This is a genomic window from Mycobacterium sp. SMC-13, from assembly GCF_045311035.1.
Classification (GTDB): domain Bacteria; phylum Actinomycetota; class Actinomycetes; order Mycobacteriales; family Mycobacteriaceae; genus Mycobacterium.
This window is the reverse complement of record NZ_JBJIAI010000001.1, coordinates 243817-263687: the sequence shown is the minus strand read 5'-3', so window position 1 is coordinate 263687 and position 19871 is coordinate 243817. Positions and strand designations below refer to the sequence as shown.

The following is a 19871-nucleotide window of genomic DNA, read 5'->3' as shown; positions in this document are numbered from 1 at the left end:
TAGCGGGCGGTGGCGACAGGTTGCGCCAGGGACACGCTCAGATCTGGAAGTACCCCGACCGCGCGCCCTGCCGAATCTCCTGGGTCAGTTCGGCGATGCGCGCTTCCGACGCTCCCCACCAGCGGACGAGTTCACGGTGCGTCTCGGCGCCACCGTGTTCCACGATGATCTTCCAGCGCACCCCGAACAGCTTGGCCAGCAGCCAGAACGGCCACAGGATCAACAGCGGAAGAGCCAGCACCACGCCCACCCAATCCAGGAACGCGATGTCGACGATGTCGAACACATCCCAGAACGGCCACCAGCGCCGGCGCACGCGCCACTCCACCCCGTCCGGATCCGTCACCGCTGCCATCGGGACATCTTGCAGTGCGGCTGCGGGTTTCCGCTGCGCGACACCGATGTGACACGCCGGGTCGGATGCTCACACGTACCTGGAGCCCGGGTGCACGACCATCAGCACCACGACGATCACCCACAGCAGGTTGAACATGCCGGTCACCATGCCGAGGGTGCGCAACTGCCGCCCATCGTCGGGCGCGGCGAGCGCCGCCCGCTGACGCGGGGCGATCTGGAACGCGAGCAGTCCGCCGGCGATGGCCGTGAGCACCATGGCCACGATGATCCAGACCTCGGTCGAGCGCCCCTGGACACCGGCGAGGGCGAGGCCGACGACGGGCACAACGAGCGCCAGCACCCCGTAGACGCGTGTGATGCGGTGCAGCGCACGGGCGACGCCGTCGTTGCGTTCCGCGTTCGCCGACGGTCCGCCGGCCGGCGCGTAGCGGGGAAACAGGCTGGTGGCCACGGCGATCGGCCCGACGAAGAGGATGCCCGCGACGACGTGGACGGACAGCAACAACGCTTGCATAACCTTCAGTCTAACTGAAGGTTATGGCGAAGCGGACATGACTCGTCTCATGTACTCGCGTAATGCGTCGGTCAGTTCAGGGTTTTGTGCCGCGAACTCGGTGTCCAGACGGGCCACGACGTCAGCCGCGCGGTTCAGCAACGACTCCCCCGCGGCCGTCACGCGCAACGTAGAAGCAGCACCGGCGTGCGCCGTGCTGTCGTCGACGAGTCCCGCCTCGACGAACGCCGCGACCGCCGCGTGCGCACTCTGCACGGTGATGCGCGAACGCCGGGCGAGTTCACTGAACGAGATGCCGGCGCTGCCCCGGATGTGCCCGAGCAGTCCGTACTTGCGCGTCGTCAGCCCGAGGGGCTTGAGAGCGTCGGCGAATGCGGCGTCCCACACCCGACTGACGGTCAGCAGCGTGACAGTCGGGCTGAACGGAGGCGGCTCGGACATGCTCGGCAGGCTACCGCCGGAGCGGCTACTCCTCGTCGAGCTGCGCGGCGACGTCGTCCGGGATCTCGACGTTGGTGTAGACGTTCTGGACGTCGTCGCTGTCCTCGAGGGCGTCGACGAGCTTGAACACCTTGCGGGCGCCCTCGAGGTCGACCTCGACGGACACCGACGACTGGAAGCCGGACTCGGCCGAGTCGTAGTCGATGCCGGCGTCCTGCAGCGCGGTACGCACCGCGACCAGGTCGGTGGGCTCGCAGATGACCTCGAACGAGTCACCGAGGTCGTTGACCTCTTCGGCACCGGCATCGAGGACGGCCATCAGCACGTCGTCCTCGGTCTGGCCGTTCTTCTCGAGCGTGATGATGCCCTTGCGGGAGAACAGGTAGGCGACCGAACCCGGGTCGGCCATGTTGCCGCCGTTGCGGGTCATCGCGACGCGGACCTCACCGGCGGCGCGGTTGCGGTTGTCGGTCAGACACTCGATGAGCACCGCGACACCGTTGGGGCCGTAGCCCTCGTACATGATGGTCTGCCAGTCGGCGCCGCCGGCTTCCTCGCCGCCGCCGCGCTTGCGGGCCCGCTCGATGTTGTCGTTCGGTACCGAGCTCTTCTTGGCCTTCTGGATGGCGTCGTACAGGGTCGGGTTACCGGCCGGGTCGCCGCCGCCGACGCGGGCCGCGACCTCGATGTTCTTGATCAGCTTGGCGAACATCTTGCCGCGCTTGGCGTCGATGACGGCCTTCTTGTGCTTGGTTGTCGCCCACTTGGAATGGCCGCTCATGCGTGTACGCCCTCTTTCTGATCAAACGTCAGCTGATCAGTTTACGTGGACGAATCGGAGGCCCCGACAGGCCTGGTCAATCACTACTTCCGGACCGGCTGCAGCAGGTTGTAGACGGTGTCCGACCCGACCTTCATCGGCGCGAAGTTGACGCCCACCCAGTCGGCGATGTCGCTGTGCGCATCGGCGCCCCAGTGCCCCTTGTTGTCGGAGACGATGTAGTACGCCACCTCGTGGGCCGCCACGTAGGACTGGAACTGCTGCAGCGTCGGCGCCGGATCGGACCCGCCGAAGCCACCGATCGCGATGACGGGCGTGCGGGTGTCGAGCTCCAGACCGGCGGCCGGCGACGACCGGTCGATCGCCGCGGACCACTTGGTGCTCGTGGCCTTGAGCAGCGCGTTCAGTTGGGGGTTCTCGTCACGCTGACCCCAGCCGCCGTGTTTGTCGTCCTTGTCCGCGGGGCCGACGGAAGGCCCGCCGCCGAGGTGCGGCTGGCCGAAGGTCGCGAGCGAGTAGGCCACCGAACCCCCGACAGCGCCGAACATCGCCAACGCCACCGCGGCTGCCGCCACCCGCTGACGCCCGGGCCACACGAATGCGACCGTGCCGACGACGGCGGCAGCCAGGATCACCCAGCGCAGTGCGGGCAGCCAGTCGGCGTTGCGGCCGAGAATCACGAAGCCCCACATCCCGCTGGCCAAAAGCACTGCGGCCAAGCCGATCCGGTGGAACCGGGAGTCCCGGCGGCGCCAGAACTCGATGACGAAGACGGCGAACATCGCCGCCATGGCCGGAGCCAGCGCGAGGCAGTAGTACGGGTGCACGTTGGTCTTCATGAAGCTCAGCACCAGGCCGACACTGACGAGCCAGCCGCCGAACAGGATGGCGCCGGCCCGGACCCGATCGGTGCGCGGTGCGCGACCGCGCGAGATCAGTACGAGCACGGTGGCCAGCAGCGCGGCCGGCACCAGCCAGCCGATCTCGAAACCGAATTCACCGGTGAACAGCCGCGGCAGGCCCTGAGTCTGATCACCCATGCCGAAGCCATGGTGCCCGGCGGTCTTGATCGTCTCACCGGCGGCGTGTCCGGCGTGTTCCCCGGTGAGGGTGTGCACCGTCGACGGCTTGTCGGGGTCGCTCTTACCCATGTGGTTCTTGCCGAGCACGCGACCAAAGCCGTTGTAGCCCAACACCAGATTCATGAAACTGTTGTCGGTCGAGCCGGCCATGTAGGGCCGGGACGACGCCGGCCACAGGATCGTCAACACCACGAACCAGCCGGCGGAGACCAGCATGGCCGCGAGTGCACCGAGCAGGTGCCACAGCCGGGCGCGTAGCGCGACGGGCGCGGCGACGAGGTACGTCAGACCGAGCGCCGGCATGACCATCAGACCCTCGAGCATCTTGGCCAGGAACGCGAAACCCAGTGCGACACCGGCAAGGGCCATCCACTTGGCGCCGCCGCGGCGAGCCGCGCCATGTGCACCGTTGTCGAGCGCACGGACCGTGAAGTACGCGGCCAGTGTCATCAGCAGCACCATGGCCGCGTCGGGGTTGTTGAAGCGGAACATCATGGCGGACACCGGGGTCAGCGCGAGCACCGCACCGGCGAGCAGCCCGGCCGCCGGACCACTGGCCCGTCGTACCGCGGCGCAGAGCAGCCACACCGAGCCGACGGCCATCAACGCCTCGGGGATCAACATGCTCGCGCTGCTGAAGCCGAAAATCTGCCCGGACAGCGCCATCACCCACTGCGACAGCGGCGGCTTGTCGACGGTGATGACGTTGTTCGGGTCGATGGAGCCGAACAACAGCGCCTCCCAGTTCCGGGAGCCGGCCCACACGGCGGCGGCATAGAACTGGTTGCCCATGCCGTTGACCGTGATGTTCCACAGGTAGCCGACGGCCGTCACGATCAGCAGCACGGCCAGCGCCGCGCGCTCGCGGGTCTTGGTGGGTGCCGTGATCTCCGGCTCGGCCATCGGGGCGTCCAGGACGGCGGCGGATGTCGTAGTCACCCGACCATTAAGGCAGCCCCAGCTATGGCCCAGCTGTGAAGCGGGCGAGCCGCCGCTATGACGTGCGGACGTGATGAAACTGCTCACAATCAGCGGATTCACAGAAGGCCCTCCAGTGAACAGTCGTACACTCAACCTATGGACGACCCTCTCGCCAGCGAAGCCGCCGCCCTCACCGAGCTCGGACTCAACGAGCTGGGCACCGCCGTCGACGGCATCCACAAGGTCCAGCGCGCCATCTCCGAGCGGGTCTTCCGACTGGTGGGCCTTGGCGTCGGCCCGGCCGCCAAGCCCGTGAAGGTCGTCTACGACGCCATCACCGACGGCGTCTACTCCACCATCAGCCATGTGGCCACCACGGCCGCGCCCATCGCCGGCAAAGCCGTGCACGACCAGACCGCAGGCAAGCTGTCCGATCAGGCCGGTGGCGCACGCGTCCTCGCGGTGCTGCAGGGTTTGATCGGCGACAAGCTCCACGAGCAGGGTTCCGTGCTGGCGACGACGATGTCGGTGCGGGTCGACGGCCGGCCGGTCACCCTCGACACCGACAGCCTGCGCGCCGCTTATCCGGCCGCGACGGGTGACGTCGTGGTGTTCCTCCACGGCCTGATCGAGACCGAGGCCTTCTGGGCCCTGGGAAAGCGGCCGACGTACGCCCAGCGGCTCGGGGCCGACATCGGCATCACCGGCGTCGAGATTCGCTACAACACCGGCCTGCACATCTCCGACAACGGCGTGCTGCTGTCCGAACTGCTGGACCAGCTGGTGGCCGCCTGGCCGGTGCCGGTCACGTCGATATCCCTGGTCGGCCATTCGATGGGCGGGTTGGTCGTCCGATCGGCGTGCGCGGTGCCCGGCGCGTCATGGGTGAATCGGGTGCGCACCGTCGTCACGCTGGGCACCCCGCACACCGGCGCACCGTTGGAGAAGGTCGTGCACTACGGGTCGGCGGCGCTCAGCGCACTGCCCGAGACCCGCCCGTTCGGCAACCTGCTGCGCCGGCGCAGCACCGGGATCAGAGACTTGCGGTTCGGCTCACTCGACGAACGCGACTGGCGCGACTGCGAACCGGACGCCCTGCGGGCGCAGCAGCCGCCGATCGACGTGCCACTGCTCGAGGGGGTCTCGTACTACTGCGTGACCGCGACCATCGCCCGCACGCCGGCCAACCCGATCGGCTGGGTACTCGGCGACGGACTCGTGCAGGTGCGCAGCGCGCAAGGCCGAAGCCGCAAGCGCGACATGGGGTTTGACCGCGAAAATCGCCTGCATCTACCGGAGGCGCACCACTTCACGCTGCTGAACGACGAGCGGATCTACGAGCGCCTGCGCGTCTGGTTGGCATAGTTAGCTACCGTTGTTGCGATCGCGCTCGGCAAATGTCGGCCGAACGGATGAATTTCACGGGATGCCCGCCCACTGGCAAATCAATCTGCATCACATAAAGCTCTATTACGTGCTATCACTATCCCGTTCAGTTAACTGTGCGCGAGCACTGAGGGGTAAGCGAGCCATCACATGCGTCATCGGCTTATCGAAATTGCCAGGCTGACAGTGGCAGCGGGACTGATGTTGCCCGTACTGATGCAGACCGCCGTGGCCCACGCCGACCCGGTCGCCACCGTGAAAGCGCGGACCCAGCGGATGAGCGACGCCAATCTCAGTTCGCACCAAGAAGGTTGGTACAACGTCGGCGACAAGTTGACTCTTGTCTGCTCGAAGCGCGGACAGAACGTCAAGGGCTTCTTCAGTTTCAACATCCCCGGCGGATGGGACAACCTCTGGTACCAGACCTCGGACGGCCATTTCGTGGCCGACGTGGACATCGAAACCGGAACACTCAACGACGTGACGGGCGTCTGCGGCGACAGCCGCCAAGCGGCCCCCGCGGCTGCCCAACCCACCGGCGGGATTGCCGCCTTCGTCGCGAACACCAACGGGCAGCAGATCGGCGACGGCCAGTGCGTGACGCTGATCAAGCGGTACCTCAGCGATGTCTACGGCATCGCCGCAGGCTCGTGGGGCAACGCGATCGACTACCGCAGCGGCGGCAGGGGCGGCAACGAACTCCAGTCCCGCGGGTTCACCTGGAGCAACGGCAGAGACTTCAGCGATGGCGACATCCTTGTGTGGCAACAGGATCCGCGGTTTGCCTATCTGCCGCAAGGGCACATTGCCACCTGGTACAACGGCAGGATCTACGACCAAAACTATGCCGGACGGCTGACTGCCGGTTCTGACCCGTTCTCCGGATACGGGTACCTCGGACGGTGGCGCAAGACGTCGTAGTCGCGCGCGACCGCGCTACCGGCCGAGGGACTCGACGAAGAGCTTGTGGATGCGCCGGTCGCCGGTGACCTCGGGGTGGAACGACGTCGCGAGCATGCGGCCCTGACGGACGGCGACGGGGTGTCCGGCCGCGCGGGCCAGCACCTCGACGTCGGGCCCGACGCGCTCGACCCAGGGCGCCCGGATGAACACCGCGTGCACGGGATCGTCGAGGCCGACGAAGTCGAGGTCGTCTTCGAACGAGTCGACCTGCCGGCCGAACGCGTTGCGCCGCACCGTCATATCGATCCCGCGTAGCGGCAGGGCCTCACGGCCCGGCACACCGGCGTCGTTGATCTCGGTGGCGAGCAGGATCATGCCGGCGCACGATCCGTAGCACGGCATGCCCGCGGCCAGGCGGTCGCGCAGCGGTTCGAGGAGTTCCAACTCGCGCAGCAGGTGGCTCATCGCGGTGGACTCGCCGCCCGGGATCACCAGGGCGTCAACGGCATTCAGCTCCGTGAGGCGCCGGACCGTGGACACCTCGGCGCCCGCTTCGCGCAGGGCAGCCAGATGCTCTCGGGTGTCCCCCTGCAAGGCCAGGACACCGACGTGCGGGCTCACTCGGCCGGTGGGACGAAGCCGCGGTTGTAGCGGGTCAGCCCCTCCTGCATCACGGCGGCCACCATCTCGCCGTACTGGTTGAAAATCTTGCCCTGCGTCAGCGCGCGGCCGCCGCACGCCGACGGCGACGACTGGTCGTACAGCAGCCATTCGTCGGCCCGGAACGGCCGCATGAACCACATGGCATGGTCCAGCGAGGCGATGTTCATATGTTTGCGTACCTCAAGGTGATTCACCTGCGCCGAACCCAGCAGGGTCAGGTCGCTCATGTAGGCCAGGGCGCAGATGTGCAGGACGTGGTCGTCGGGCAGCGGGTCACGGTGCCGGAACCAGACCTGCTGCTGCGACGCCTTGCCGGGCACCCGGACCACCTGGTCGCGCGGCACGATGCGCACGTCCCACTCGGCGAACTGGGCGAACCCGGCGTCGTCGAACGCCCCGGCGGACCGGAAGCCCTTCGACAGGTCGGGCGGCGGCGGCACCGGCATGGCGTCCTGGTGCTCGATGCCGGACTGGTCGGTCTGGAACGACGCCGACATCGAGAAGATGTTCTCGCCGTGCTGGATGGCACTCACGCGGCGGGTGCAGAACGACCCACCGTCGCGAATGCGCTCCACCATGTACACCGTCGGTGCGCGGGCGTCACCGGGACGCAGGAAGTACCCGTGCAGCGAGTGCACCTGGTACTTCGGCTCCACGGTGCGCACCGCCGACACCAACGACTGACCGGCTACGTGGCCACCGAAAGTGCGCTGCAGGAAACCCGATTCCGGGCTGAAGACACTGCCGCGGTAGATGTTGACCTCGAGTTGTTCGAGGTCGAGTATCTGCTCGATTGCCACCTGTTGGTTTTACCAGCCGCGCTCTGCGAGCCGATGAGGCTCCGGCACGTCCTCCACGTTGATGCCGACCATGGCCTCACCCAGACCGCGCGACACCTTGGCCAGCGTGTCCGGGTCGTCGTAGAACGTCGTGGCCTTGACGATGGCCGCGGCACGAGCGGCCGGGTCACCCGACTTGAAGATGCCCGAACCGACGAACACGCCTTCGGCGCCCAGCTGCATCATCATCGCGGCGTCGGCCGGGGTGGCGATGCCACCGGCGGTGAACAGCGTCACGGGCAGCTTGCCGGCCCGCGCGACCTCGACCACCAGCTCGTACGGCGCCTGCAATTCCTTTGCGGCAACGTACAGTTCGTCCTCCGACAGCGACGTCAGCCGACGGATCTCGCCGCCGATCTTGCGCATGTGCGTGGTGGCGTTGGAGACGTCACCGGTGCCGGCCTCACCCTTCGAGCGGATCATGGCCGCGCCCTCGTTGATGCGACGCAGGGCCTCACCCAGGTTGGTGGCGCCGCACACGAACGGCACGGTGAACTTCCACTTGTCGATGTGGTGGGTGTAGTCGGCCGGGGTCAGCACCTCGGACTCGTCGATGTAGTCCACGCCGAGGCTCTGCAGAATCTGCGCCTCGACGAAGTGGCCGATGCGGGCCTTGGCCATCACCGGGATGGTGACGGCGTCGATGATGCCCTCGATCATGTCCGGGTCGCTCATCCGCGAGACGCCACCCTGCGCGCGGATATCGGCGGGTACGCGCTCGAGCGCCATGACGGCTACGGCGCCTGAGCCTTCGGCGATGCGCGCCTGCTCGGGTGTTACGACGTCCATGATGACGCCGCCCTTCAGCATCTCGGCCATGCCGCGCTTGACCCGGGCGGTGCCCGTCTGACCGCTGTTGTCCGCTGCGGTATCCACTGCAATCTCCCTCAAGAATTTGGTACCCGCCAAGTCTAGTGGCCGTACCAAATCGGTTATCCGTGCAGGTCAGCGGATGGTCTGCGGCGCCGGGCCGGCCATCGTCGCCGGAGCCTTCCCGTCCGCCAATTCGCCTGCGAGGGAAAGGTATTCGCCGAGCTGCAATGGGTAGACAGTCTCACCATCGGCGGCCAGCCGGGCGATGACCGCCGCGTCGCACCAGCGGTGGGCGTGGATCGACTGCCGTTCGACCGTGGTGTGGCCGGTGGTCACCGGCTCGAATCGTGAGGTGCGGTACACGAAGAAGAATTCCTCGCTGCGGATCACAGACCCGTTGAACTCGAACACCGCCTCACGCCGCCACACCGGGCCGATCAGATCGGCCGGGTCGACCTTCAGCCCGGTCTCCTCGGCCACCTCACGGGCTGCCGCGTCGGGCAGCGATTCGTCCGGTTCGACCGCTCCCCCGACGGTGAACCACCACCGCGGCGCCATCAGCGGGTCGGCGGCCGGGTCGCTGCCGCAGAACAGCAGCACCTGCCCGTCCTCATCCAGCAGCACCACACGGGCCGACGTTCGTCGTCCCACCGCGCCGGGCTCGTGCCGCGACGCCCGCTCGACGATCTCGAAATACGTTGGCATGGCCGCGGTTCCACCCAGGTGCAGCCAGCGCACCAGGGTGCGCTCGCGCAGGGCGAGGGTGTCGCGCACGGCGTCGTTGTGGAAGCGACGGGCCAGCAGTACCCGGGCCTCGGCGTCGGCGAGCTCGGCGACCAGGGTCACCGGGATGGACGCCGGATCGACCTGTGCCAGGGCTCCCGACAGTTCGTTCTCGGCGGCCTCGCGGGCCGCGCGCGGTGCCCGCTCGGCTTCGTCCGCCAGCGCCGCCAGACGGCGGCCCGCCGGCCGGGAACCGTACGCGTCGGCGGCGACGGCCCGGGCCACCACCGCGCGCCGGGCCAGCGCCCCGTCCAGGGCCTGCCACGACAGGTCGTAGCGGACGTGCAGCCGGTCGAGCCGATGCGCGGTCTGATAGGCCCACACGACGGTGAAGAGGACCGTGAGCACCAGCAAGACCAGCGCGACGATCAGCAGCCAGCTCATCAGGCCTCCACCCGGACCTTGATCCCCGATCCGGCCACCGTCTCGTAGACCAGCATGATCTGCTGCGCGACCACCGACCAGTCGTATCGCCGCACCGCCTGGGCGGCCGCCTCGGCGTACCGGCGGCGGGCGGCGTCGTTCGACAGCAGCTCGACCAGCGCTTCGCCGAGGGCTTCGGCGTCGTCGACCGGCACCAGCCGGCCCGCCGCACCCTGGTCCAGCACACGCCGGAAGGCGTCCAGGTCGCTGGCCACCACGGGTGTACCCGCGGCCATGGCCTCGACCAGCACGATGCCGAAGCTCTCGCCGCCGGTGTTCGGGGCGCAGTAGACGTCGGCGCTGCGCATCGCCGACGCCTTCTCGGCGTCATCGACCAGACCGAGGAAGCGCAGGTGCCCCGCATGCTCGCCGACGGTCTCCTTGAGTGCCTCCTCGTCGCCGCGGCCGACGACCAGCACCTCGACGTCCGGGCAGGCCGCCACGAGCTTGGGCAGCGCGCCGACGAGCACCTGCATGCCTTTGCGCGGCTCGTCGAACCGGCCGAGGAACAGCACGGTGCGGCCGGGCCGCGGATAGCCGGGCAGCAGCGGCGCGTTGTCGAACGCCGACACGTCGACGCCGTTGGGAATCTCGACGGCATCCGAGCCCAGGGCTTCCATCTGCCAGCGCCGTGCCAGATCGGACACCGCGATGCGGCCCATGATCTTCTCGTTCCAGGGCCGCAGAATTCCCTGAAAGACGTTGAGTGTCAACGACTTCGTGGTCGACGTATGGAACGTCGCGACGATCGGGCCGTTGGCCACCATGAGCGCCAGCAGCGACAGGCTCGGGGCATTGGGCTCGTGCAGGTGCAGCACGTCGAAGTCGCCCTCGACGATCCAGCGCTTGACCATCCGCCGAGTGGCCGGACCGAATCGCAACCGCGCCACGGAGCCGTTGTACGGGATGGGCACGGCCTTGCCGCCGGAGACGACGTAGTCGGGCAGGTCGGCGTGCGTCTCGGCCGACGAGGGTGCCAGCACGCTGACCGTGTGGCCGTAGCCGCGCATCACCTCGGCCAGTTGCAGCACGTGTGCCTGAACGCCGCCCGGTACGTCGAACGAGTACGGGCACACCATGCCGATGCGCATCAGTCGTTCCCGGCCAACCGGGCCCGACGTTCCTCGGACAGGTCGGCCAGCCACTGCGGTTGCAGCATGTGCCAGTCCGTGGGGTGCGCGGCGATGCCCGCCTCGAAGCGGGTGGCCAGAGCCTGCGTGATGGTCGCGACGTCGCCGCTCGAGGTGTCGACCGGCCCGGAGATGTCGAACTGCCAGTCGTTGGGCTTGTTCCAGCAGTGCACGGTCAGCAGCGTCGCACCGGTCTTCAGCGCGAGCTTGGCAGCGCCGGCAGGCATGCGGGTCGGCTCGCCGAAGAGGTTGACCTGCACGCCATTTCGGGACAGGTCCCGGTCGGCCATCAAGCAGACGATGCGGTTGGCCTCCAACCGCTCGGTCAGCACGTCGAACGGCGGCCGCACTCCCCCCGTCAGCGGCAGAATCTCGAATCCCAGCGACTCGCGGTACTCGACGAACCGGTTGTACAGCGACTCGGGTTTGAGGCGCTCGGCCACCGTCGTGAACTTGCCGTACTGGTGCACCACCGAGACACCGGCCATGTCCCAGTTGCCGCTGTGCGGCAGCGCCAGGATGACGCCGTTACCGTTCTCGAGCCCGCGGGCGATGTGGTCGGTACCCACCAGGCAGTGCCGGAGCCTCTCCCCGAGCGTGCGCTGGTTCATCGACGGCAGCCGGAAGGCCTCCCGCCAGTAACGGCCGTACGACGCCAGCGAGGCGCGGATGACGCGGCCCGGCACCTTGGCCGGCCGCACACCCAGCACCCGGGCCAGATTCTTGCGCAACTGCTCGGGACCACCGCCGCGGGCCGCATACAGCGCACCGGCGTCGAACATGTTGCGGGCGGCGAACTCCGGCATGGTCCGGATCAGCCCCCAGCCCGCGGCATAGCCGAGGTCCTTGAGCTGCTCGCCCATCGGGACGTCGAAACCCCCGAAGGACGGCACACCGCCGGTGGGGACGCTCATTGCTGCTCCTTCGACGGTGCACTCGACGGCAGCGGCTGGTCGGCGCCCGGCGAACGGCGCACCGAGGCGACCCGCTGGCCCAGCGTGATGATGCTGGCCACCGCCAGCAGCCACATCGCGATGGGCAGCGCCAGCGGCAGCGGATGGATCGGCAGATCCGAGAAACCGGCGCCCACCAGCACGATGATCAGCCGCTCGGGGCGTTCGATGAAGCCGCCGTCGGCGTTCAGTCCGCTGGCTTCGGCGCGGGCCTTGATGTACGAGATGACCTGCGAGGTGACCAGGCAGATCAACGTGGCGACGGCCAGCGGCTTGTCGTGCATCTCGAACGCGATCCACCACAGCAGGCCGCAGAACACGGCGCCGTCACCGATGCGGTCGCAGGTCGCGTCGAGCACCGCACCGAGTCGCGTGCCGTAGCCGCGTTCGCGGGCCATGGCGCCGTCGAGCATGTCGGCGAGCACGAAGAACCAGACCACCAGGGCGCCGTACCAGAGGTGCCCCGTCGGGAACAGCGTCAGCGCGCCGACGACCGACGCGGTGGTGCCCAGGACGGTGACGCTGTCCGGCGTCAGGCCGATGCGCAGCGCTCCCCGGGCCAGCGGGCGGCTCAACTTGGTGTAGGCCGCGCGGGTCAGGAGGTAGAAGTCGCTCACGGGGCGTCCTCAGTCCTTCCCGTCGCTCCGCTCGCCCCGGCCCCGTCCTGCGCCGCCCACTCGTCGGCCAGCAGCTTGCGGGTGTCGCGCAGCAGCTGCGGGATCACCTTGGTACCGCCTATGACGGTGATGAAATTGGCGTCGCCGCCCCAGCGCGGCACCACGTGCATGTGCAGGTGGTCGGCCAGCGAGCCGCCGGCCGAGGTGCCCAGGTTGAGCCCGACGTTGAAGGCGTGCGGGTTCGAGATGGCCTTCATCACGCGAATTGCCTTCTGGGTGAACGCCATCAGCTCGCTGCTCTCGGCCTCGGTCAGGTCCTCGAGCTCCGACACCTTGCGGTAGGGCACGACCATGAGGTGCCCCGGGTTGTACGGGTACAGGTTGAGCACCGCGTACACCTGTTCGCCGCGGGCGACGATCAGGCCTTCCTCGTCGGACATCGTGGGAATGTCGATGAAGGGCTGCTTCGAGCCCGCGGACGTACCCTCGCCGCCCTTCATCGGAGCGTCGACGATGTAGCTCATCCGGTGCGGCGTCCACAGCCGCTGCAGGTAGTCGACGTCACCGACACCCCGGTCCACAATGGCGTCTCCGACGCCGGGGTCCACGATGCTCCGATCCTCGGTCACGCCTGTGAGCCCCGCGCCTCGTTCACCAAATCTGCCGTCGGGAAAGCGTTTTCGCGACGCGTGATCCACCCGGCGATGAGATCGACGGCCTCGGCGACCGGGACGCCGTTGACCTGGGTGCGGTCACCGAACCGGAAGGAGACGGCACCCGATTCGATGTCCTTGTCGCCCGCGAGCAACATGAACGGCACCTTCTGATTGGTGTGGTTCACGATCTTCTTCGCCATCCGGTCGTCGCTGCCGTCGACCTCGACGCGAATGCCGCGCGACTTCAGTTGCGCCGCAACGTCGTACAGGTAGTCCAGGTGCGCGTCGGCGACCGGGATGCCGACGACCTGCACCGGTGCCAGCCAGGCCGGGAACGCGCCGGCGTAGTGCTCGGTGAGCACGCCGAAGAACCGCTCGATGGACCCGAACAGCGCGCGGTGGATCAGCACCGGACGCTGACGGCTGCCGTCGGCCGCCGTGTACTCCAGCTCGAACCGGTCGGGCATGTTGAAGTCCAGCTGGATGGTCGACATCTGCCAGCTGCGGCCCAGCGCGTCCTTGACCTGCACCGAGATCTTGGGGCCGTAGAACGCCGCGCCGCCCGGGTCGGGCACCAGGTCCAGACCGGAGGCCTCGGCGACCTCGCGCAGGGTCTCGGTGGCCTCGTCCCACAGCTCGTCGGAGCCGACGTACTTGTCCGGGTCCTTGGTGGACAGCTCCAGGTAGTAGTCGTCCAGGCCGTAGTCGCTCAGCAGATCCAGCACGAACTGCAGCAGCGTGGTCAGCTCGTCGCGCATCTGGTCACGGGTGACGTAGATGTGCGCGTCGTCCTGCGTCATGCCGCGCACGCGGGTCAGGCCGTGGACGACGCCCGACTTCTCGTACCGGTACACGCTGCCGAACTCGAACAGCCGCAGTGGCAGCTCGCGGTACGACCGCCCCCGCGACCGGAAGATCAGGTGGTGCATGGGGCAGTTCATGGGCTTGAGGTAGTAGTTCTGCCCCGGCTTGCGCAGCGTGCCGTCCTCGTTGAACTCCGCGTCGATGTGCATCGGCGGGTACATGCCGTCGGCGTACCACTCCAGGTGACCCGAGGTGATGTACAGCTGCTCTTTGGTGATGTGCGGGGTGTTGACGAACTCGTAGCCGGCTTCCTGGTGCTTGCGGCGCGAGTAGTCCTCCAGCTCGCGGCGCACGATGCCGCCCTTCGGATGGAACACCGGCAGGCCCGAGCCCAGCTCGTCGGGGAAGCTGAACAGGTCCAGCTCCACGCCCAGCTTGCGGTGGTCGCGGCGCAGCGCCTCCTCGATCAGCTCGAGGTGCTTGTCGAGGGCCTCCTGCGACTCCCAGGCGGTGCCGTAGACGCGCTGCAGGCTGGCGTTCTTCTGGTCGCCGCGCCAGTACGCGGCGCTGCTGCGGGTGAGCTTGAACGCCGGGATGTGCTTGGTGGTCGGGATGTGCGGGCCACGGCACAAGTCGCCCCAAACCCGTTCGCGGGTGCGGGGATTGAGGTTGTCGTAGGCCGTCAGCTCGTCGCCGCCGACCTCCATGATGTCGGCATCACCGGACTTGTCGTCGACCAGTTCGAGCTTGTACGGCTCCTTGGCCAGCTCTCCGCGGGCCTGCTCCTTGGACTCGTACACGCGACGGTCGAACAGCTGACCATCTTTGATGATCTTCTGCATGCGCTTCTCGAGCTTGGCCAGATCCTCCGGCGTGAACGGCTCGGCGACGTCGAAGTCGTAGTAGAAGCCGTCGGTGATCGGCGGGCCGATACCGAGCTTGGCCTCCGGGAACAGGTCCTGCACGGCCTGGGCCAGCACGTGGGCGCACGAGTGGCGGATGACGCTGCGGCCGTCCTCGGTGTTCGCGGCGACCGGGATGACCTCCACGTCGACGTCCGGGGTCCAGGACAGGTCGCGCAGGCGGCCGTCGGCGTCCTTGACCACGACGATGGCGTCGACCTCGCCGCGCTGCGGCAGCCCGGCCTCACGGACCGCGGCGCCGGCGGTAGTCCCGGCAGCGACCCGGATCGGGGCTGCTGGTGCGGGGCTGGCGACGGCGGTCATCGAGACACTCCTACTGGTTAGGTGACGATCGCGACCATGCTATCGGCACCGGTCATCGCTTCGCGGGCCAGCGCCGCCTCAAGGCTGACCCGGCTTGAGCCTGACGAAGAGGGCCTCGGCATCGGCGAGCACCGTGTCGCCGTCCAGCAGCGCGCCGGTGATGAAGATCTTGCGGCCCTCGACGCGCTCCAGCGTCGCGGTGGCGCGCAGGTCTTTTTCGACCGGGACGATCTGCCGATAGTTGATGTGCAGGTAGGCGGTGCGCTGGAACGGGCTGTCGGTCAGGCGGTAGGCGGCATGCCCCAGCACCGAGTCGAACAGCAGCCCGATGGACCCGCCGTGCGCGGCACCGTTGCGGCCGAGGTGGAAGCGCCGGAAGCGGACGGGACCGGCGATCCGGCCGTCATCGGTGACCTTGAGATCCGACGGCACGTTCAGGACGTTGCCGCGGTTGGGCAGATCGAGCCGACGGCCCGAAGGTGAGTGCCACTCGTCGGCGCGGTACGGCGCCAGCAGAGCGTTGGCCTGTTCGATGAGGTTCGCGGCCTGGGTGATGACGTCGTCCGGTGCATCAGCGCCGCGCGCGTGGTCGCCGGCCATGCGGACGGATTCGACGAACCTGCCGTAGTCCGGGCCGCCCTGGGTGGTCGGTTTGGGCGGGTTGAATCCTCCACCGGCATGCTTATCCACCTGTTTCTCTTATCACGGTGGCAAGGTGGCCCTATGCGACTGAGCGACCTGGCCGGGCTGGCATTCACCTACCCCGACGTCGGGGCAACCGCCGGCGAGCTGCCGGAGGGCTACCACCACGTGCACGCGGAGGCCCGGATCGGTTCGGGTCGAGCACGATTCGACGAGGCGGCCGGCGCGGTCCTGCGGTGGGGTATGCAGCGGGGTGTCGGCATGCGGGTGGAGGCGACCACCGTCACCGCCGCGGCGGGCACCGACATGCTGGGCCGTCTCGGACCCGTGCAGGTCCCGTGCCGCGTGGTGTACGTCGTCGACGAACCCGACCGGCGCGGATTCGCGTACGGGACACTGCCAGGTCACCCGGAATCCGGCGAGGAACTGTTCAGCGTGCGCTACGACCCGGCCACCGGCGCGGTCTTCGCCGAAGCGACAGCGTTCTCGCGGCCGGCGCTCTGGTGGAGCCGGCTTGGAGCTCCGGTCTCACGGGTCGCCCAGCGGGTGATCGCGCAGCGCTACCTGCGCGCCGTTTGAGCGATCGGGCGGCTCGGCCGGTGCGCGGGCCTGCCGCTCCGCCGCTGAAGCGGCAGGCCCGCGATGTGTTGTCACTGTTGAGTTGTCAAGGTGCGCAATGCTTTAGGTGTTATGCGGCCGCGTCGAGGCGCATGGTGCGGCGGTTGTAGGCGGGTATCGGTTTTCGTTGCGGGTCGACGGTCGCCGGTGGGATGAGCCAGGGGTGTTTGTCCAGGCCCATGACCACATCCCAGCCGTCGTGGTGGACGTTGGCGTGGCAGGCCGGGCACAGCAGGCACCCGTTGGCTAGTGATGTCTCACCGTGGTGGGTCCAGTGGATGATGTGGTGGGCGTGGGTGCGTCCGGGTGGGGCGCCGCATTTGATGCAGCACTGATCCCGCAGATACAGCGCTTTGCGCAGGTGCGGCGGGAACAGCCGCTTCTCCCAACCCATGTCCAGCGGTACCTGTTCGCCGTCGACGATGATCGTGGTGACGGTGGTGTCGCAGCAGATTCGTTCCAGGGTCATGGTGCTGATCGACCCGATGAATTCCAACGCCGCCAAATCCGGGGCATCCGCCGGGACGGTCACCAGTAGCTGCGTGCGCGGCGCGGAAGCGCCGTCGCCTCCGCGGGCCGCGATGTCCAGCACCGCTTCCAGCGCATCCGCCCGGCGCCGGGACGCGGACCGCATGTCGGGGCTGCCGTCGGGTTCGGGCCGCGGTGCCGAGTGTTCCTCGATCGCTGCGACCAGCTTGGCGCCCACCTCCACGTCCAAGTCCGCGCGCACCTGCACCCGACCATCGGAGGTGACGCGGTGCTCGACGGTGTTGACCGACCGGTCCTCCGCGGCCGGCAACCCACCTTCAGCGGCGGCGACCCGGTTGCCCAACCGACGGGCGCGTTTGTCGATGTCGGCGGGCGTGGCGCCGGAGAAGAACTGCCCCAGCAGATCGGTCACCTGCTGGTACCGCGTCTCCTCGTCCAGCTCACCGGGTGCGCGGGCGCGGATGTGGTTGATGCCTTTGACGATCGCATCGACATGCTCCCCGGAGATCGCACCGTCGGCGGCATGGGCCGCGAGCGTGGGCAACGCCGGCAAGGCTCCCGATACCCGGATAAAGCGCTCGGCCACCGATGGCGCACACCCCAGCGCCATCAGCAGCTCCCTCGGTGTCCGCCCCTGCGCGGCGGCCGCTCCACAGCGGTCCAGCACTCCGGTCAGCATCGCCGCCACATGATCGGCCACATTGCGCAGCTTCATCACGCACGTCATCGCCGCCACCGCGTCGTCCCTGGACATGTCGTCGGAGACCTGCACGCCACGCAGGTGGCCGAGAAGAGCGTTGAGATCCGGTGCGATTCCCATGCCCAATTGTATCGAACACATGTTCGAATCACAAGGCTTCTACTGCTTCAAACTTCTGGCAGGCAGCGGAGGAACTGTTGCAATGGCGCCGTGTCGGCGGGACCGAAGAGGGGCCAACGCGACACCTCCGGCCGATCAGCCCGCACACCCTGCCAGACGACCTGACTGTGATTCACCCAGCCACTGCTGACCAGGTGTTGTAGCTTTCACACGAAACTGACACGCCGAGGAGTACTGGGTGGAGCCGACACGATTCGGGCAGTACGAGCTGCGCGAACTGATAGGCCGCGGCGGTATGGGCGAGGTCTACGTCGCCTATGACACCAACACCCAGCGCACCGTCGCGCTCAAGGTACTGCCACCGCACCTCGCCAAGGACCCCGTGTTCCAGGAGCGGTTCAAGCGCGAGTCCCAGGCGGCCGCGGGCCTCAACGAGCCGCACGTCGTCCCCATTCATGGTTACGGCGAGATCGACAGCCAGCTCTACCTGGACATGCGGCTCATCGAAGGGCGCACCCTCGCCGAAATCCTGGCCGACACCGAGCATCGCCCGAGCCCCGACTTCTCCGTCCGAATCATCGAGCAGATCGCCGCGGCCTTGGACGCGGCCCACGGAACCGGGTTGATCCACCGGGACATCAAGCCCTCCAACATCCTGGTGACCGATCACGACTTCGCCTACCTGATCGACTTCGGCCTCGCCCGCACCGCCGGTGAGCACGGATTGACCACGGCCGGAAGCACTCTCGGCACCTTGGCGTACATGGCGCCCGAGCGATTCGAGGGCGGCCAGGCCGACCCCCGCTCGGACATCTACGCACTGACCTGCGTGCTGTACGAATGCCTCACCGGCCGGCGGCCGTATCCGGCCGACAGTCTCGAGCACCAGATCGCCGGGCACGTCAGCGCGCCCGCGCCGAAGCCCTCTGACGTCGACCGGCGGCTCGCGGCATTCGACGACGTCATCGCCAAAGGCATGGCCAAGAAACCCGGCAAGCGCTACCAGCACGCGGGTGAACTCGCCGCGGACGCCCGCGCCGCACTGAGCGCGCAGGTCCGCGTCTCGGGCCGCACCGGCACGCGCACGGGCTCGGGACGCCATGCGGTGCCGACCGACGAACCGAAGCGCCGCACCCGGCAGATCGTCGTCGCCGTCGGCGCGGTGATCGTGCTGGCCGCCGGTGCGGGAACGGCATGGCTCTACTGGTCCCGGCAACACCAGGTCGGGCCGTCGGGTTCGGTGCCGTCGATCGCCGCCAAGCTACCTGCCGATCTCAAGGATTCGGGACGACTGGTCGTCGGCGTCAACATTCCTTATGCGCCAAATGAATTCAAGGCGCCCGACGGCAAGTTCACGGGTTTCGACGTCGACCTGATGACGGCGGTGAGCCGGGTCCTCGGACTTGAGCCGGAGTTCCGGGAAATCGGAATCTCCAAGATCGTCGCTTCGGTGCATGACGGCCTCATCTCGGTCGGGGCGTCCTCGACCACCGACACCAAACAGCGGGAGAAGTCAGCCGACTTCGTCACCTACTTCAAGGCCGGCGTGCTGTGGGCCAGGCGGGCCGGATCGAGTGTGGATCCCAACGCGGCGTGCGGATTACGGGTGGGCGTGCACCTCGGCTCGGTCGAGGAGACCGACCACCTGCCGGCCCGCAGCGCGGCATGCGTGGCGGCCGGCGTGACACCCATCGAGATCGTCCCCATCGCCGGCCAGGACGGCGTCACCGCCGCACTGCTCGCCGGCACCGTCGACGCCATGGCAGCCGACTCGCCCGTCACCGGCTACGCCATCAAACTGAGCGGCGGCAAGCTGGAAGCGGCCGGCGGCATCGTCGATGCGCAGCCCTACGGGTGGCCGGTGGCCAAGGGCTCGGCGCTCGCTGCCGCGTTGCAGGCGGCGCTCAAACATCTGATGCAGACCGGTGAATACCGGGAGATCGCCACCAAATGGGGTGTGGAGATGGGCATCATCGACAAGCCGGTCATCAACGGCGCACTGCGCTAGGC

At 68.0% G+C, this 19871-nt stretch carries 20 protein-coding genes; 4 read left to right on the top strand and 16 right to left on the bottom strand.

The annotated features are described in order from the left end of the window. Nucleotides 1-37: 37 nt before the first annotated feature. From ACJH6I_RS01355 to ACJH6I_RS01335, 5 genes are all read right to left on the bottom strand, one after another. Entirely contained in the window at nucleotides 38-355 is a 318-nt protein-coding gene (locus ACJH6I_RS01355) for a hypothetical protein (protein WP_318984451.1), read from the bottom strand. 69 nt (nucleotides 356-424) lie between these two features. Continuing rightward, on the bottom strand, nucleotides 425-871 hold the full coding sequence (locus ACJH6I_RS01350) for a hypothetical protein (protein ID WP_318984450.1): 447 nt from the start codon (nucleotides 869-871) through the stop codon (nucleotides 425-427). A 21-nt stretch (nucleotides 872-892) separates the two neighbouring features. Further along, nucleotides 893-1312 carry a MarR family winged helix-turn-helix transcriptional regulator gene (locus tag ACJH6I_RS01345; RefSeq protein ID WP_318984449.1) on the bottom strand — a complete coding sequence of 140 codons (420 nt, stop codon included), beginning with the start codon at nucleotides 1310-1312 and terminating at the stop codon, nucleotides 893-895. Between the two features lie 25 nt (nucleotides 1313-1337). Further along, nucleotides 1338-2093, bottom strand: coding sequence for a YebC/PmpR family DNA-binding transcriptional regulator (locus tag ACJH6I_RS01340; protein ID WP_212811635.1), 756 nt, complete (start codon nucleotides 2091-2093; stop codon nucleotides 1338-1340). An 83-nt stretch (nucleotides 2094-2176) separates the two neighbouring features. Beyond that, a complete protein-coding gene (locus ACJH6I_RS01335) occupies nucleotides 2177-4114 on the bottom strand; it encodes an ArnT family glycosyltransferase (protein WP_406775779.1) in 1938 nt (645 codons plus the stop codon). A gap of 138 nt (nucleotides 4115-4252) precedes the next feature. Here ACJH6I_RS01335 and ACJH6I_RS01330 point away from each other — a divergent pair, with 138 nt between their 5' ends. Next, nucleotides 4253-5461 carry an alpha/beta hydrolase gene (locus tag ACJH6I_RS01330; protein ID WP_318984448.1) on the top strand — a complete coding sequence of 403 codons (1209 nt, stop codon included), beginning with the start codon at nucleotides 4253-4255 and terminating at the stop codon, nucleotides 5459-5461. A gap of 222 nt (nucleotides 5462-5683) precedes the next feature. Next, nucleotides 5684-6403 carry a hypothetical protein gene (locus tag ACJH6I_RS01325; protein ID WP_318984447.1) on the top strand — a complete coding sequence of 240 codons (720 nt, stop codon included), beginning with the start codon at nucleotides 5684-5686 and terminating at the stop codon, nucleotides 6401-6403. 15 nt (nucleotides 6404-6418) lie between these two features. Here ACJH6I_RS01325 and pdxT read toward each other — a convergent pair whose 3' ends face one another. The 10 genes from pdxT to ACJH6I_RS01275 form a co-directional block, all read right to left on the bottom strand. Further along, the gene (gene pdxT, locus ACJH6I_RS01320; protein WP_318984446.1) at nucleotides 6419-7006 is read right to left on the bottom strand and encodes a pyridoxal 5'-phosphate synthase glutaminase subunit PdxT; all 588 of its coding nucleotides are present in this window, start codon (nucleotides 7004-7006) and stop codon (nucleotides 6419-6421) included. Beyond that, nucleotides 7003-7848 (bottom strand): acyl-CoA thioesterase II, encoded by an 846-nt coding sequence (gene tesB / locus ACJH6I_RS01315; RefSeq protein WP_135356934.1) that lies wholly within the window; start codon nucleotides 7846-7848, stop codon nucleotides 7003-7005. Before tesB ends, pdxT begins: the two co-directional genes overlap by 4 nt. Nucleotides 7849-7857: 9 nt before the next feature. Beyond that, complete coding sequence (gene pdxS, locus ACJH6I_RS01310) at nucleotides 7858-8763, bottom strand: pyridoxal 5'-phosphate synthase lyase subunit PdxS (protein ID WP_020101778.1); 906 nt, start codon at nucleotides 8761-8763, stop codon at nucleotides 7858-7860. A 69-nt stretch (nucleotides 8764-8832) separates the two neighbouring features. Beyond that, on the bottom strand, nucleotides 8833-9867 hold the full coding sequence (locus ACJH6I_RS01305; RefSeq protein WP_318984445.1) for an NUDIX domain-containing protein: 1035 nt from the start codon (nucleotides 9865-9867) through the stop codon (nucleotides 8833-8835). Then, nucleotides 9867-10997, bottom strand: a complete 1131-nt coding sequence (locus ACJH6I_RS01300) for a glycosyltransferase family 4 protein (protein ID WP_318984444.1) — start codon at nucleotides 10995-10997, stop codon at nucleotides 9867-9869. The genes ACJH6I_RS01305 and ACJH6I_RS01300 overlap by 1 nt, the downstream gene beginning before the upstream one ends. Then, a complete protein-coding gene (locus ACJH6I_RS01295; protein WP_135356931.1) occupies nucleotides 10997-11950 on the bottom strand; it encodes a phosphatidylinositol mannoside acyltransferase in 954 nt (317 codons plus the stop codon). The genes ACJH6I_RS01300 and ACJH6I_RS01295 overlap by 1 nt, the downstream gene beginning before the upstream one ends. Continuing rightward, complete coding sequence (pgsA, locus tag ACJH6I_RS01290) at nucleotides 11947-12606, bottom strand: phosphatidylinositol phosphate synthase (RefSeq protein WP_212811639.1); 660 nt, start codon at nucleotides 12604-12606, stop codon at nucleotides 11947-11949. The genes ACJH6I_RS01295 and pgsA overlap by 4 nt, the downstream gene beginning before the upstream one ends. Then, nucleotides 12603-13235 (bottom strand): HIT domain-containing protein, encoded by a 633-nt coding sequence (locus ACJH6I_RS01285; RefSeq protein ID WP_244602313.1) that lies wholly within the window; start codon nucleotides 13233-13235, stop codon nucleotides 12603-12605. The genes pgsA and ACJH6I_RS01285 overlap by 4 nt, the downstream gene beginning before the upstream one ends. Next, entirely contained in the window at nucleotides 13232-15292 is a 2061-nt protein-coding gene (thrS, locus tag ACJH6I_RS01280) for a threonine--tRNA ligase (RefSeq protein WP_318984443.1), read from the bottom strand. The genes ACJH6I_RS01285 and thrS overlap by 4 nt, the downstream gene beginning before the upstream one ends. A 78-nt stretch (nucleotides 15293-15370) precedes the next feature. After that, nucleotides 15371-15982: a PaaI family thioesterase gene (locus ACJH6I_RS01275; RefSeq protein WP_318984442.1), complete on the bottom strand. Its 612-nt coding sequence runs from the start codon at nucleotides 15980-15982 to the stop codon at nucleotides 15371-15373. A 33-nt stretch (nucleotides 15983-16015) separates the two neighbouring features. Between ACJH6I_RS01275 and ACJH6I_RS01270 the strand changes: the two genes are divergently transcribed. Then, on the top strand, nucleotides 16016-16513 hold the full coding sequence (locus tag ACJH6I_RS01270) for a DUF1990 domain-containing protein (protein ID WP_318984441.1): 498 nt from the start codon (nucleotides 16016-16018) through the stop codon (nucleotides 16511-16513). 109 nt (nucleotides 16514-16622) lie between these two features. On the opposite strand, the gene ACJH6I_RS01265 is transcribed toward ACJH6I_RS01270, so the two are convergent. After that, nucleotides 16623-17861: a DUF222 domain-containing protein gene (locus ACJH6I_RS01265; RefSeq protein WP_318984440.1), complete on the bottom strand. Its 1239-nt coding sequence runs from the start codon at nucleotides 17859-17861 to the stop codon at nucleotides 16623-16625. 238 nt (nucleotides 17862-18099) lie between these two features. Between ACJH6I_RS01265 and ACJH6I_RS01260 the strand changes: the two genes are divergently transcribed. Beyond that, a complete protein-coding gene (locus tag ACJH6I_RS01260) occupies nucleotides 18100-19869 on the top strand; it encodes a bifunctional serine/threonine-protein kinase/transporter substrate-binding domain-containing protein (protein WP_318984439.1) in 1770 nt (589 codons plus the stop codon). The last annotated feature ends 2 nt before the right edge of the window (nucleotides 19870-19871 follow it).

What these genes read in the sequence shown, in the direction of transcription:
- ACJH6I_RS01270 (WP_318984441.1), top strand. Translation starts at nt 16,016, where the DNA reads ATGCGACTGAGCGACCTGGCCGGGCTGGCATTCACCTACCCCGACGTC.
- thrS (WP_318984443.1), bottom strand. Translation starts at nt 15,292, where the DNA reads ATGACCGCCGTCGCCAGCCCCGCACCAGCAGCCCCGATCCGGGTCGCT.
- ACJH6I_RS01355 (WP_318984451.1), bottom strand. Translation starts at nt 355, where the DNA reads ATGGCAGCGGTGACGGATCCGGACGGGGTGGAGTGGCGCGTGCGCCGG.
- ACJH6I_RS01265 (WP_318984440.1), bottom strand. Translation starts at nt 17,861, where the DNA reads ATGGGAATCGCACCGGATCTCAACGCTCTTCTCGGCCACCTGCGTGGC.
- ACJH6I_RS01305 (WP_318984445.1), bottom strand. Translation starts at nt 9,867, where the DNA reads ATGAGCTGGCTGCTGATCGTCGCGCTGGTCTTGCTGGTGCTCACGGTC.
- ACJH6I_RS01295 (WP_135356931.1), bottom strand. Translation starts at nt 11,950, where the DNA reads ATGAGCGTCCCCACCGGCGGTGTGCCGTCCTTCGGGGGTTTCGACGTC.
- ACJH6I_RS01340 (WP_212811635.1), bottom strand. Translation starts at nt 2,093, where the DNA reads ATGAGCGGCCATTCCAAGTGGGCGACAACCAAGCACAAGAAGGCCGTC.
- ACJH6I_RS01350 (WP_318984450.1), bottom strand. Translation starts at nt 871, where the DNA reads ATGCAAGCGTTGTTGCTGTCCGTCCACGTCGTCGCGGGCATCCTCTTC.
- ACJH6I_RS01300 (WP_318984444.1), bottom strand. Translation starts at nt 10,997, where the DNA reads ATGCGCATCGGCATGGTGTGCCCGTACTCGTTCGACGTACCGGGCGGC.
- ACJH6I_RS01345 (WP_318984449.1), bottom strand. Translation starts at nt 1,312, where the DNA reads ATGTCCGAGCCGCCTCCGTTCAGCCCGACTGTCACGCTGCTGACCGTC.
- ACJH6I_RS01330 (WP_318984448.1), top strand. Translation starts at nt 4,253, where the DNA reads ATGGACGACCCTCTCGCCAGCGAAGCCGCCGCCCTCACCGAGCTCGGA.
- ACJH6I_RS01325 (WP_318984447.1), top strand. Translation starts at nt 5,684, where the DNA reads ATGTTGCCCGTACTGATGCAGACCGCCGTGGCCCACGCCGACCCGGTC.